Origin of the sequence: Streptococcus sp. (assembly GCF_019414905.1) — a bacterium.
Classification (GTDB): domain Bacteria; phylum Bacillota; class Bacilli; order Lactobacillales; family Streptococcaceae; genus Streptococcus.
This window is the reverse complement of record NZ_DXLC01000031.1, coordinates 1-13,500: the sequence shown is the minus strand read 5'-3', so window position 1 is coordinate 13,500 and position 13,500 is coordinate 1. Positions and strand designations below refer to the sequence as shown.

Sequence of the window (13,500 nt, the reverse complement as noted above, 5' to 3'; positions counted from 1 at the left end):
GATACGGTCGTTAGTATCAAGAGTTCCGATGTTCAAATAGGAGATGTCTTGGTCCTATCTCAAGGAAATGAAATTCTGTTTGATGGACAAGTAGTTTCAGGTTTAGGTATGGTCAACGAAAGTTCCTTGACGGGAGAGAGTTTTCCAGTTGAAAAAAGAGAGTCTGATTTGGTTTGTGCAAACACAGTCTTGGAGACTGGGGAGCTACGCATTCGTGTAACCGATAATCAGATGAACAGTCGTATTTTACAGCTGATTGAGTTGATGAAGAAATCTGAAGAAAACAAGAAAACGAAACAACGCTATTTCATCAAGATGGCGGACAAGGTCGTCAAATATAATTTCTTGGGGGCTGGTCTGACTTACTTATTAACAGGTTCTTTTTCTAAGGCTATTTCATTCCTATTGGTTGATTTCTCCTGCGCTTTGAAAATCTCTACTCCTGTAGCTTATTTAACAGCTATCAAAGAGGGGTTGAACCGTGAAATGGTGATTAAGGATGGAGATGTTCTAGAGAAATATCTGGAAGTTGATACTTTCTTGTTTGATAAGACAGGAACAATCACAACTAGCTATCCTATAGTTGAAAAGGTGTTACCTTTTGGGGACTATAGCGAGGAAGATATTCTCAGAATCAGTGCCTGTCTTGAGGAACACATTTATCATCCTATTGCTAATGCCATTGTCAAGCAAGCTGAGATAGAGGGGATTGAACATGAGGAAATGCATGGGAAACTCCAATATATCGCAAGTAAGGGAATCAAATCCCATATAGATGGCCAACCAGTTGTTATTGGGAATTATGTCTTGATGCAGGATGAGCAGATTCATATTAGTTTGGAACAACATGCTTTGATCGAAGAGTACAAGAATCACTACAATCTTTTATTCTTAGCCTACCAGAATGAATTGATTGGAATGTTCTGCATTCATACTCCTTTGAGAAAAGAAGCTAAGGCAGCCTTGGAGAAACTTAAGGCACAAGGGAAAAAATTGATTCTGGCAACAGGGGATACCTTGGTTAGAACAGAGGAATTAGTCAAAGATTTGCCCTTTGATCAGGTCTATACAGACTTGAAACCTGATGGAAAATTTGAGTTAGTAGAGGAACTGCATAAAGCAGGTCACACTATTTTGATGGTTGGAGATGGATTGAATGACTCAGCTGCTCTAACCCTATCAGATATCGGTGTGGTGATGAATGAGAGTGCAGATATTTCTAAGCAGATGAGTGATATCTTATTGTTAGATAATCGTTTGGATTTCTTCCAAGAGTTGGATTGGCTATCATCATCTTTGCAAACACTCATCAAGAAGAATATTCAAGATACCGTTGTCGTAAATAGTAGTTTGATTGGCTTTGGCTTATTTAATTGGCTCAGTCCTTCAAATCTCTCTATCTTACATAATCTAACAACCTTACGCATAGTCCTGCGTAGCCTGTCTATTAAGGCTAGATAGATGTGGTTATCAACAACAAAAAGGAGTTACCTTTCTCGAGGTTAACTCCTTTTTTATAGGTAAATGTTGAACAGTTTAGTAAGTCAATACAAAATATTTTTTCTTTCCACGACGGATAACAGTCAGTTCGTTTTCTAACTTATCTGCGTCACTCAAGACATAGTCAAGGTCTTGGATGCGGTCGCCGTTGACGTAGATAGCTCCGTTTTGGACGTCTTCACGGGCTTGGCGTTTTGAGTTAACCACACCAGATGATACGAGGAGTTCCACAATATTGTGATTTTCGTCTGCTTGAACTTGGTAGTTTGGTACTCCACGAAGTCCTTGTTTGAGTTCTTTAACAGAAAGATTTTTGATGTTTCCTGCAAAGAGTTGCTCAGTGATGTTGAGGGCTTCTTTGTAAGCTTCTTCGCCGTGAACAAGTGTAACGACTTCACGAGCCAAGATTTTTTGAGCCAAGCGTTCGTGTGGAGCTGCTTCAAATTGTTTACGGATGTCTTCAATCTCATCAAGTGACAAGAAAGTAAAGATTTTCAAGAAGCGAACAGCGTCTGCGTCCATAACGTTCATCCAGAATTGGTACATTTCGTATGGAGAAGTCTTTTCAGGATTGAGCCAGACTGCGTTTCCTTCTGATTTACCAAATTTCTTACCAGTTGCATCGGTAATCAGTGGAACAGTGATTACGTGGCCAGTCTTGTCAGCCTTACGACGAAGCAATTCAGTACCAGCTGTCATATTTCCCCACTGGTCAGAACCACCGATTTGTAGCGTTACGTTGTGGTCTTGGCTAAGAACGAAGAAGTCGTACCCTTGCATGATTTGGTAAGCAAACTCAGTGTAGGAAATCCCTGTTTCGATCCGTTTTTTCACAGATTCCTTACTCATCATGTAGTTGACAGTAAAGTATTTTCCGATATCACGGAGGAAATCAATGAAGCTGATGCTGCCAAACCAGTCGTAGTTGTTGACCATGACAGCTTTATTTTCGCCATTTTCAAAGTCAAGAAAACGAGAAAGTTGTCCTTGGATAGACTTGACCCAGCCATCTACTGTGTCTTTTGTTTGGAGACTACGTTCAGCATCTTTGAAGGACGGATCTCCGATGAGACCTGTAGCACCGCCAACGAGCGCATAAGGTTTGTGACCTGCTAGCTGCAAGCGACGACTTGTCAAGATTGCGACAAGGTGGCCTAGGTGAAGGCTGTCAGCAGTTGGATCGTAGCCAGTATAATAAGAAACTTGACCTTCTTCTAGGGCTTTACGCAAAGCTTCTTCATCAGTCGTTTGAAATATCAAACCACGCTCTTTTAGCTCATCAAAAATGTGCATGTGTCTTTTCTCCTTTTTAAAATTATTGTTTCTAACTATTGTATCACAAACTTGGGCAATAGCCTAGCAGAATAGGGAAGAAAGTGGCTATTTTATTGAAAGTTTCCCTTTTGTGGTATAATAGATAGAGTGAGGAAATCCATGCAAAATCAATTAAATGAATTAAAACGAAAAATGCTGGAATTTTTCCAGCAAAAACAAAAAAATAAAAAATCAGATAGGCCGGTCAAGAAAGGTTCAAGTGTCCAAAAATCTAAATCCTTAGAGAAGCCAGCTATTTTTCCAGCTATTTTACTGAGTATAAAAGCCTTATTTAACTTACTCTTTATCCTCGGTTTTCTAGGAGGAATGTTGGGAGCTGGGATTGCTTTGGGGTACGGGGTGGCCTTATTTGACAAGGTTCGGGTGCCTCAGACAGAAGAATTGGTACATCAGGTCAAGGACATCTCTTCTATTTCAGAGATTACCTATGCGGATGGGACGGTGATTGCCTCCATAGAGAGTGATTTGTTGCGCACTTCTATCTCATCTGAGCAAATTTCGGAAAATCTGAAGAAAGCTATCATTGCGACGGAAGACGAACACTTTAAAGAACATAAGGGTGTAGTGCCCAAGGCGGTGATTCGTGCGACCTTGGGGAAATTTGTAGGTTTGGGTTCCTCAAGTGGGGGGTCAACCTTGACCCAGCAACTGATTAAACAGCAGGTGGTTGGGGATGCGCCGACTTTGGCTCGTAAGGCGACAGAAATTGTAGATGCTCTTGCCTTGGAACGCGCCATGAATAAGGATGAGATTTTAACGACTTATCTCAATGTGGCTCCGTTTGGCCGAAATAATAAGGGGCAGAATATTGCAGGAGCTCAGCAGGCAGCTGAGGGGATTTTCGGTGTAGATGCAAGTCAGTTGACTGTTCCTCAAGCAGCATTTTTAGCAGGACTTCCACAGAGTCCTATTACCTATTCCCCTTATGAAAATACTGGGGAGTTGAAGAGTGATAAAGACTTAGAAATAGGCTTGAGACGGGCTAAGGCAGTTCTTTACAGTATGTATCGTACAGGTGCCTTAAGCAAAGACGAGTATTCTCAATATAAGGATTACAATCTTAAACAGGACTTTCTCCCTTCAGCTACAGTCACAGGTGTGTCCCGCGGCTATTTATACTTTACAGCCTTGGCAGAAGCTCAGGAACGTATGTATGACTATCTAGCTCAGAGAGACAATGTCTCCGCTAAGGAGTTGAAAAATGAGGCAACTCAGAAGTTTTATCGCGACTTGGCGGCCAAGGAGATTGAAAATGGTGGTTATAAGATTACTACTACCATAGACCAGAAAATTCATTCTGCCATGCAAAATGCGGTTGCTGACTATGGTTATCTTTTAGACGACGGAACTGGTCGTGTAGAAGTAGGGAATGTCTTGATGGACAACCAAACAGGTGCTATTCTAGGCTTTGTAGGTGGTCGCAATTATCAAGAAAATCAAAACAATCATGCCTTTGATACCAAACGTTCACCAGCTTCTACTACCAAACCTTTGCTGGCCTACGGTATTGCTATTGACCAGGGCTTGATGGGAAGTGAGACGATTCTGTCTAACTATCCAACAAACTTTGCCAATGGCAACCCAATTATGTATGCTAATAGCAAGGGGACAGGAATGATGACCTTGGGAGAAGCCTTGAACTATTCATGGAATATCCCGGCTTACTGGACCTATCGTATGCTCCGTGAAAAGGGTGTTGATGTCAAGGGTTATATGGAAAAGATGGGCTACGAGATTCCTGAGTACGGTATTGAGAGTCTGCCAATGGGTGGTGGTATTGAGGTCACAGTTGCCCAGCATACCAATGGCTATCAGACTCTAGCAAATAATGGTCTATATCATAAAAAACATGTAATTTCTAAAATTGAAGCAGCAGATGGTAGAGTAGTTTATGAGTATCAGGATAAACCGGTTCAAGTCTATTCAAAAGCTACTGCGACAATTATGCAAGGATTGTTGCGAGAAGTTCTATCCTCTCGTGTGACAACAACCTTCAAGACTAACCTGACTTCTTTAAATCCTACTTTAGCTAATGCAGATTGGATTGGGAAGACTGGGACAACCAACCAAGACGAAAATATGTGGCTCATGCTTTCGACACCTAGATTAACCCTAGGTGGCTGGATTGGGCATGATGATAACCATTCATTGTCACGTAGAGCAGGTTATTCCAATAACTCTAATTACATGGCTCATCTGGTAAATGCGATTCAGCAAGCCTCCCCAAGCATTTGGGGGAACGAGCGCTTCGCTTTAGATCCTAGTGTAGTAAAATCCGAAGTCTTGAAATCAACAGGTCAAAAACCAGGGAAGGTTTCTGTTGAAGGAAAAGAAGTAGAGGTCACAGGTTCGACTGTTACCAGCTATTGGGCTAATAAGGCAGGAGCGCCAACGACCAGTTATCGCTTTGCTATTGGTGGAAGTGATGCGGATTATCAGAATGCTTGGTCTAGCATCGTGGGGAGTCTACCAACTTCATCAAGCTCCAGCAGTTCAAGTGGTAGTTCTAGCGATAGCAGTAACTCAAGTGCTACACGACCTTCTTCTTCAAGGACGAGACGATAAGTTCTTTAAACTTTTCTAAATGAAGTGGCCAATCAATTGATTGTCACTTTTTTCTTTTGTCCTTTCGTGTTACAATAAAGGTATGAATCAGTATCAGAAAAAGATTATTAAAGGAACCATTTATTCGCTCTTATCCGGCTTAATCTGGGGAGTCTGTGGAATTTTAGGAGAATATTTTTTTACTCATTATCAAGTGTCCTCTGGCTGGATTACCTCTATGCGTTTGACACTGGCAGGGGGTCTTGTGCTCATTTGGTCTGCAATACAATTAAAATCGCAAGTGCTATATATTTGGCGAGATAAGAAAAATTACCTGCCCTTTTTAGCCTATGCTATTTTAGGGATTTTTTCAGTTCAGTATTTTTTCTATCTCTGTGTAGAATACTCAAATGCAGCGACAGCAACTATTTTACAGTTTATCAGTCCTGTCTTTATCCTCTTTTACAATCGTTTGGTTTATCAAAAACGAGCGTCAAAAAGCGCTATTTTCTATATTTTGGTTGCCATGTTGGGTGTTTGCTTGATGGCGACAAAGGGGGATCTCTCTCAGTTATCCATGACGCCGCTAGCTCTTATAACAGGTTTGCTGAGTGCCATGGGTGTTATGTTTAATGTTATCCTACCTCAGCCTTTCGCTAAGAGATATGGTTTTGTACCCACAGTTGGGTGGGGGATGATTTTGGCCGGTTTATTTAGCAATGTCCTCTCGCCGGTTTACCAGCTTTCCTTTACTCTTGATATTTGGAGTATCTTGATTTGCCTCATTATCGCTTTCTTCGGTACAGCTTTTGCCTTTTTCATTTCCATGAAGGCTGTGTCTTTGGTTTCTCCCTTGGTGGTTTCCGTTATCAGTGCCAGTGAACCTCTCTCTTCTGCCCTTTTGAGTGTTTTGTTTTTAGGATTGGTAGTGGATTGGTCCCTTCTTCTAGCTATGGCCTTGATTATTTTGCCCATGATTTTCCTATCGATAGAAGAAGCGAAAGAAAGTAAATAAAAAGTCTTTTCTTAATTCTAAAAGTGTGCTATACTAGAATAGTCAATAAAACACGGGGAGATAGTTGTGAAGAGTGTTTTTAGGTTGTATCGGTAGGGGCTTGCTTTTACCGACAGCACGTTTTATCTCACATCCCTAAAAATCATACCTAAAAACAAACAAAAAGGCTTCAAATTTGAGGCCTTTTTTGGTAGAATAGGTATCATTAAAATGAACTAGGAGGCGCCTATGACTGCCACAAAAATGAACGCACAAGAAATTATCCAATTTATCGCCAATGCTGAAAAGAAAACTAGTGTTAAAGTAACCTTTGAAGGACAACTTGCAACTGCTGTACCAAGCTCTGTTGTCAAACTAGGGAATGTCCTATTTGGAGACTGGAAGGATGTGGCTCCGCTTCTCAATGGTTTTGTAGAAAATCAAGACTATGTTGTTGAGCAAGATGCTCGTAATTCAGCAGTTCCCTTGCTAGACAAACGTGCTATCAATGCTCGTATCGAGCCAGGTGCTATTATCCGTGATCAGGTTGAAATTGGTGACAATGCTGTTATCATGATGGGAGCCGTTATCAATATCGGTGCTGAAATCGGTGCAGGAACCATGATTGATATGGGTGCCATCCTTGGTGGCCGTGCCATCGTTGGGAAAAACAGCCACGTTGGTGCAGGTGCCGTTCTTGCAGGTGTAATTGAGCCAGCTAGCGCAGAACCAGTCCGTGTTGGAGACAATGTTCTTATCGGTGCCAATGCAGTGGTTATCGAAGGAGTCCAAATCGGTAGTGGTTCAGTTGTCGCAGCAGGAGCTATTGTTACCCAAGATGTCCCAGAAAACGTGGTGGTAGCAGGTGTTCCAGCTCGTATCATCAAAGAGATTGATGCCCAAACCCAACAAAAAACAGCGCTAGAGGATGCGCTTCGTACCTTATAATTGTAAAAGTAATAAAGAGGCGGAACCCTTCTTCCAGCCTCTTTCTGCTATATCGGAGGATAGATAGATGTTAGATTTGATTCAGACTAGACGAGATTTGCACCAGATTCCAGAGATTGGCTTGGAGGAGTTCAAGACTCAGGCTTATTTGCTGGATGTGATTGAGAAATTGACTGCGGGCAAGAATTTTGTCCAAGTTCGAACTTGGCGGACAGGTATTTTGGTTTACTTGCAGGGAAGTCAGCCAGAGCGTACCATTGGTTGGCGGACAGATATTGATGGTCTGCCTATCGTCGAACAAACAGGCCTTCCTTTCGCTTCCCAGCACCAAGGTCGCATGCACGCTTGTGGCCATGATTTTCATATGACTATTGCCTTGGGCTGTCTTGAGCGAGCCCTTGAGGAGCAACTAAAGAACAATCTGCTCTTTCTGTTTCAGCCTGCTGAAGAAAATGAAGCTGGTGGCATGCTCATGTATGAGGATGGCGCTTTTGGAGATTGGTTACCAGATCAATTTTATGGCCTCCATGTTCGACCAGATTTGAAAGTAGGCCAGATTGCGACCAATACTCATACGCTCTTTGCAGGGACCTGTGAGGTGAAGATTCGTTTCAAAGGAAAGGGAGGACACGCAGCCTTTCCGCATGAAGCAAATGATGCCTTGGTGGCTGCTAGTTACTTTGTAACCCAAGTACAGTCAGTTGTCAGCCGCAATGTCAACCCAATCGAGGGAGCAGTGGTGACCTTTGGAGTTTTCCAAGCTGGAACAACCAATAATGTTATCACAGACACAGCCTTTTTGCATGGAACTATTCGGGCCTTGACACAGGACATGAGTCTCTTGGTGCAAAAGCGGGTCAAAACAGTTGCAGAAGGGGTTGCAGCTGCCTTCGATATGGAAGTAGAAGTGGAACTCAAGCAAGGTGGTTATCTGCCTGTTGAGAACCATCCAGCATTGGCGCGTGAATTGATGGACTTCTTTGAAGAAAAAGAGGGAATCGAGTTGATTGATATCGAGCCTGCTATGACTGGTGAGGACTTTGGTTATCTCCTTTCAAAAGTTGATGGTGTTATGTTCTGGCTAGGTATCGATAGTCCCTACGCTCTTCATCACCCTCAAATGAGTCCCAAGGAAGATGCTTTAGCTATTGGGGTGGATGCAGTCTCTAGTTTCCTGAAAAAGAAGGCAGCAGAGTAGAGGAATTGTCTATGAAAGCAGAATTACGCAAGCAAGTCTTGCAAGAAATGAAGGCTATCCCTCGACAGCAAAAACAGTTTATAGACCAAACTTTAACTGAACGACTTTTACAACACCCCTTTTACCAAGAAGCCAAGGTTATTGCAACCTATCTCTCTTTTCCTCATGAGTTTCAAACGCAGGAATTGATTGAGCAGGCGCTGAAGGATGGCAAGAAGGTTCTGATACCAAAAACCTATCCCAAGGGGCGCATGGACTTTGTGGTCTATGATCCGCAACAACTGGTCAAAACTTCCTTTGGCTTACTGGAACCACAGGGAAATTTGGAAGTGGTGGATGCCTCTCAGATTGATTTGATTCATGTTCCGGGGTTAGCTTTTACGATGGAAGGCTATCGGATTGGCTATGGTGGAGGTTATTATGACCGCTATCTGAAACATTTTACTAGTCATACTTTGAGTACGGTTTATCCTTGTCAAATTCGGGACTTTAGCCCTGAAAATCATGATATTCCTGTTCAGGAGGTACTGATTGATGAAAGAAATCTTTGATAGGCGTTACCCTGTGACGAGTTTCTTTCTCTTAGTGACGGCCTTGGTATTTCTACTAATGTTGGTGACCACAGGGGGAAACTTTTACAGGGCAGATACCCTATTTCGATTTGGAGCCATGTACGGGCCTGCCATTCGCCTCTTTCCTGAGCAGATTTGGCGTCTCTTCTCTGCCATTTTTGTTCATATTGGGTGGGAGCATTTCATTGTTAATATGCTTTCGCTCTATTATCTTGGTAGGCAAGTAGAGGAGATTTTCGGTTCTAAGCAGTTTTTCTTTCTCTATCTCTTATCTGGAATGATGGGCAATCTCTTTGTTTTTGTATTTAGTCCCAAATCCTTAGCAGCAGGAGCCTCGACTTCTCTCTATGGGCTATTTGCTGCAATTATTGTTCTTCGCTATGCAACGCGTAATCCTTATATCCAGCAGTTGGGGCAATCCTATCTGACACTTTTTGTGGTTAACATTATTGGAAGTGTTCTGATTCCCGGAATCAGCCTAGCAGGCCATATCGGAGGTGCAGTTGGTGGCGCATTTCTAGCAGTTATCTTTCCAGTTCGAGGAGAAAGACGGATGTATAGCGCTAGTCAGAGACTGGTAGCAGTAGTGTTGTTCGTAGGGCTCGCAGTTCTGCTTTTCTACAAGGGAATGAGCTATGTGTAGGGAATGAATAGTTAAATGCGCATGGATTCAGTTGCCAATAAGTCATCTACAAAGATGGCTTTTTTGTTGCAAAATTGGAAGAATAGCGAGTTTCTTGTATCTTATGATTTGATGAATTTGTCTGATCTTTAATAGACTAAAAAATGCTATAATAGTCAATAATAAAAGAACGGACGAGGTAGTCGAATGGAAAATTGTGTTTACATCATTTCAGGTCCTCCTGGTGTTGGGAAAAGCACAGTCAGTAAGGAGTTGGCCTATTCTTTTAAGAAAAGTGCAGTAATTGAAGGCGACATGATTTATTTAATGATTAAAGGAGGACTCGTGGCTCCTTGGGAAGATGATGGTTATTACATGGATTTATTTTGGGATAATATCATCAGTCTGATCAATAATTTCATCGACCGAGGCATTACCGTTGTGATAGAATATGTCATTTTTGAAGAGCAACTAAAGAAAATTGCAACCTTCTTAAAAGAAAAACAAGTTGCCCTAAAATATTGTGTCTTAATGGCCGAAGAAAAAACCTTGAAAGATAGGGATGGTTCTCGAAAAGAAATTGAAAGAGTGGGCAACTTATCAATACAAGCAAGAAGTGAGTTTCTAGCTAAAAATAAGGAGAAGAAAAAACATTTTCTGTATACAGATGATTTAAACGTCCCCAAAATAGCAAATATCATTAAAACTTCAAATCGATTTTTGATTGAAAATCTGTAATCCGTCATTAAGGACCGAGGTTGAGTTGGTAGATTTAGAGACATATCACATAAATCTTTAAATTGTATGTAAATTTGTAAAATAATTAAGTCTCCAGAGTCAACTTGCTGGAGACTTAATTTATTATCTGGAAACTAATTCTATTCATTCTCAGCCAATTCTTTTCCAAGTTGGATGAGGTAATTTTTCAAGGCATCTTTGACTTGTGGGTGCTTGAGGGCGTAGTCAATAGATGTTTTCATAAAGCCAAACTTATCCCCAACGTCGTAACGAGCTCCTGTAAATTCACGGGCAAAAACACGCTGTGTTTTATTGAGCGTATCAATAGCATCAGTAAGTTGGATTTCATTTCCAGCACCAGGAGTTTGATTTTCTAAGATATCAAAAATCTCAGGTGTGAGTAGATAGCGACCGATAATAGCTAAATCACTTGGTGCATCTTCGGGAGCTGGTTTTTCAACGAAAGTTTCAACGCTATAGAGACCATTAATCCCTTCACCTTGAGGAGCGATAACTCCATATGATGAAACGTCTTCGTGTGGTACAGGCATGACAGCAATGGTTGATGCGTGTGTCTTTTCGTAATCATTCATCAGTTGTTTTGTCAAAGGAACGGCATTCTCATTTGTGATGTCCATAAGGTCATCACCCAGCATAACAACGAAAGGCTCATTCCCTACAAAAGCTTTGGCTTGTAGGACAGCGTCTCCAAGACCACGAGGGTGAGTTTGGCGAATGAAATGGAGGCGCATACCAGTTGCTTCATCTACCAATTTTAACAAATCTGTTTTGCCTTTTTCCTTAAGATTGTATTCAAGCTCAAAGTTCGAGTCAAAGTGGTCCTCAATAGAACGTTTTGATTTACCAGTGACAACTAGAATATCTTCAATACCTGATTTGAGAGCCTCTTCCACGATAAACTGGATAGTTGGTTTGTCTACAATTGGCAACATTTCTTTGGCAAGGGCCTTGGTTGCTGGTAAAAATCGAGTTCCAAGTCCAGCGGCAGGGATGACTGCCTTTCTAACTTTTGATGTCATAAGAATCCTTTCTATAGAGTGTCAAGACCACTCATTTTCTGCTTTAAATTCATTGTTCATGATGTCATAAATGGCATCTTTGATATTGGTTCCGTGGTAGATAACTTGATAAATGGCCTGCGTAATCGGCATATAGACTCCAAGTTCTTGCGCTAGTTCATAGGCTGCTCGGGTCGTTGAAATTCCTTCGATTACCATGCCCATATTGGCTTCGATATCAGCTAGGGATTCTCCCCGACCAAGGGCATCTCCAGCTCTCCAGTTACGAGAGTGGATGGAGGTTCCCGTTACGATCAAGTCTCCTACACCAGACAAGCCACTATAGGTTAATGGACTGGCCCCGAGTGCTACCCCTAGGCGAGTAATTTCAGCCAAGCCTCGAGCGATGATGGCTGCCTTGGCATTGTCACCAAATCCCAGACCATGTAAAGCTCCGGCACCGACAGCAATAATATTTTTAAGAGCACCAGCAGTTTCAACTCCAATAACATCCGTATTGGTATAAAGTCGGAAGTAGTGATTACTAAAGAGTTCTTGAACGTATTGAGCTTTTTGTAAATCTTTAGAAGCAGCAGTGATTAAAGTCAGGTCACGTACAATGGTCTCTTCTGCATGACTAGGCCCTGAGACAACGACGATATCACTGCGGAGCTGTTCAGGAATCTCTTCTTCAAGGATGGTTGATAATCGTTTATGGCTATCAGGCTCTAATCCCTTTGAAGCGTGCATGATGATAGCCTTATGGTCCAAGGTTTTTGCAACTTGTTGGGCAACAAGTCGTGTCACTTTTGTTGGGACAACAAACAAAATCGCATCTACATCTTTTAATGCCTCTGCTAAGTCGGTGTAGGCAATGATATTTTCATCTAGAACGACATCTTTAAAGTAGTGCTTGTTAGTATGATAGGTATTAATTTCATTAATTTGCTCGGGAATGTTTCCCCAAATACGTACCTCGTGTCCATTGTCATTTAAGACTTGTGAAAGGGCCGTTCCCCAAGAACCAGGCCCCAAGACGGCGACGGTTTGTTTTTCCATGTTTTCCTCCTTGATAGAGTTCTCTTTTTATTTTATCACATTCTAGGGGATTTTGCACTTGCATTACTGGGGAGTGGTTGCTTTGTTACTTGAATAATATACAAAAACCGAGACTCAGTATTAAAGTCTTAGTCTTTAGTTCTGACAGATAGTTTGATTCAGTATATGCTATAATAGAGGTAAACAACTCAGGAGGTTCTTGTAGGTTGCGAGAGTTTGGCGAAAAAATTAAAAGATTACGTTTGGCTAAAAAAATCAGTCGTTCAGAATTTTGTGGGGATGAGTCTGAATTAAGTATTCGTCAATTAATTAGAATTGAAAATGGAGAATCTAGACCAACACTAACAAAGTTAAAATATATCGCTGAACGTTTGGGGGTTGAAGATTACAAGTTGATGCCAAGTTATATAGAGTTGGATAAGGAATATCTAGAATTGAAGTATTTCTTGATGAGGACTCCTACATACGAAGATGAAACTATCGCCCAAAAGAAAGAGAGTGTTTTTGATAAGATCTTTGAAGAATATTATGATAGACTTCCTGAGGAAGAAAGGTTTATCATAGATGTTTTACAAGCATATGATGATTTTGGTTGGTGGAATGATGATAGCAATTTAGGAATGATTTTACAAGAGTATTTCGATCACATTTTGTTGAAATCAAAATATGAAGTTAACGATATTTTAATCATAAAGCTATTTTTGGTAAGATTAGTACACCAAGATACGATAATAGATGAGATTGAAGTGAATACCTTCTTAGTAATAGCTGATAAAATTTTACAACAAGTTGAGATGTTTGATATTGAATATTCATTTCTAATCAGAGATTCATTACTTTTGTTGTTAGGAATATTTGAAAAAATTGCTAATTACAGTCAATTTGAAGATATTCTTTACAAATTAAATGAAATCACCTCAAAATCATACGACTATCAGAAAAAACCAATTATTCGACTATGGGAGTGGCGC

The 13,500-nt window shown here is 41.1% G+C and carries 12 protein-coding genes; 9 read left to right on the top strand and 3 right to left on the bottom strand.

The window, feature by feature from the left end:
- On the top strand, window positions 1–1,461 hold a 1,461-nt coding region (locus QZ359_RS00810; RefSeq protein WP_293951950.1), incomplete at its 5' end, for a heavy metal translocating P-type ATPase.
- 75 nt (window positions 1,462–1,536) lie between these two features.
- On the opposite strand, the gene tyrS is transcribed toward QZ359_RS00810, so the two are convergent.
- Window positions 1,537–2,793 (bottom strand): tyrosine--tRNA ligase, encoded by a 1,257-nt coding sequence (gene tyrS, locus QZ359_RS00805; protein WP_293951947.1) that lies wholly within the window; start codon window positions 2,791–2,793, stop codon window positions 1,537–1,539.
- A gap of 141 nt (window positions 2,794–2,934) precedes the next feature.
- Between tyrS and pbp1b the strand changes: the two genes are divergently transcribed.
- From pbp1b to QZ359_RS00770, 7 genes are all read left to right on the top strand, one after another.
- Entirely contained in the window at window positions 2,935–5,400 is a 2,466-nt protein-coding gene (gene pbp1b, locus QZ359_RS00800; RefSeq protein WP_293951944.1) for a penicillin-binding protein PBP1B, read from the top strand.
- Window positions 5,401–5,482: 82 nt separating this feature from the next.
- Window positions 5,483–6,394 (top strand): DMT family transporter, encoded by a 912-nt coding sequence (locus tag QZ359_RS00795; protein WP_261097992.1) that lies wholly within the window; start codon window positions 5,483–5,485, stop codon window positions 6,392–6,394.
- A 228-nt stretch (window positions 6,395–6,622) separates the two neighbouring features.
- Window positions 6,623–7,321 (top strand): 2,3,4,5-tetrahydropyridine-2,6-dicarboxylate N-acetyltransferase, encoded by a 699-nt coding sequence (dapD, locus tag QZ359_RS00790; protein ID WP_261097996.1) that lies wholly within the window; start codon window positions 6,623–6,625, stop codon window positions 7,319–7,321.
- A 67-nt stretch (window positions 7,322–7,388) separates the two neighbouring features.
- Window positions 7,389–8,519: an N-acetyldiaminopimelate deacetylase gene (locus QZ359_RS00785; protein ID WP_261097998.1), complete on the top strand. Its 1,131-nt coding sequence runs from the start codon at window positions 7,389–7,391 to the stop codon at window positions 8,517–8,519.
- Between the two features lie 11 nt (window positions 8,520–8,530).
- Window positions 8,531–9,070, top strand: a complete 540-nt coding sequence (locus QZ359_RS00780) for a 5-formyltetrahydrofolate cyclo-ligase (protein ID WP_261085017.1) — start codon at window positions 8,531–8,533, stop codon at window positions 9,068–9,070.
- A complete protein-coding gene (locus QZ359_RS00775; protein WP_261219541.1) occupies window positions 9,054–9,734 on the top strand; it encodes a rhomboid family intramembrane serine protease in 681 nt (226 codons plus the stop codon). The genes QZ359_RS00780 and QZ359_RS00775 overlap by 17 nt, the downstream gene beginning before the upstream one ends.
- Before the next feature lie 186 nt (window positions 9,735–9,920).
- A complete protein-coding gene (locus QZ359_RS00770; RefSeq protein ID WP_261219540.1) occupies window positions 9,921–10,451 on the top strand; it encodes an AAA family ATPase in 531 nt (176 codons plus the stop codon).
- A gap of 140 nt (window positions 10,452–10,591) precedes the next feature.
- Here the strand turns inward: QZ359_RS00770 and galU are convergent, their stop codons facing one another.
- A complete protein-coding gene (gene galU / locus QZ359_RS00765; RefSeq protein ID WP_023943975.1) occupies window positions 10,592–11,491 on the bottom strand; it encodes a UTP--glucose-1-phosphate uridylyltransferase GalU in 900 nt (299 codons plus the stop codon).
- 21 nt (window positions 11,492–11,512) lie between these two features.
- On the bottom strand, window positions 11,513–12,529 hold the full coding sequence (locus tag QZ359_RS00760; RefSeq protein WP_293951919.1) for an NAD(P)H-dependent glycerol-3-phosphate dehydrogenase: 1,017 nt from the start codon (window positions 12,527–12,529) through the stop codon (window positions 11,513–11,515).
- 206 nt (window positions 12,530–12,735) lie between these two features.
- On the opposite strand from QZ359_RS00760, the gene QZ359_RS00755 reads away from it, so the two are divergent.
- Window positions 12,736–13,500 (top strand): XRE family transcriptional regulator (locus QZ359_RS00755; RefSeq protein ID WP_293951916.1); only part of this gene is annotated, 765 nt, incomplete at its 3' end.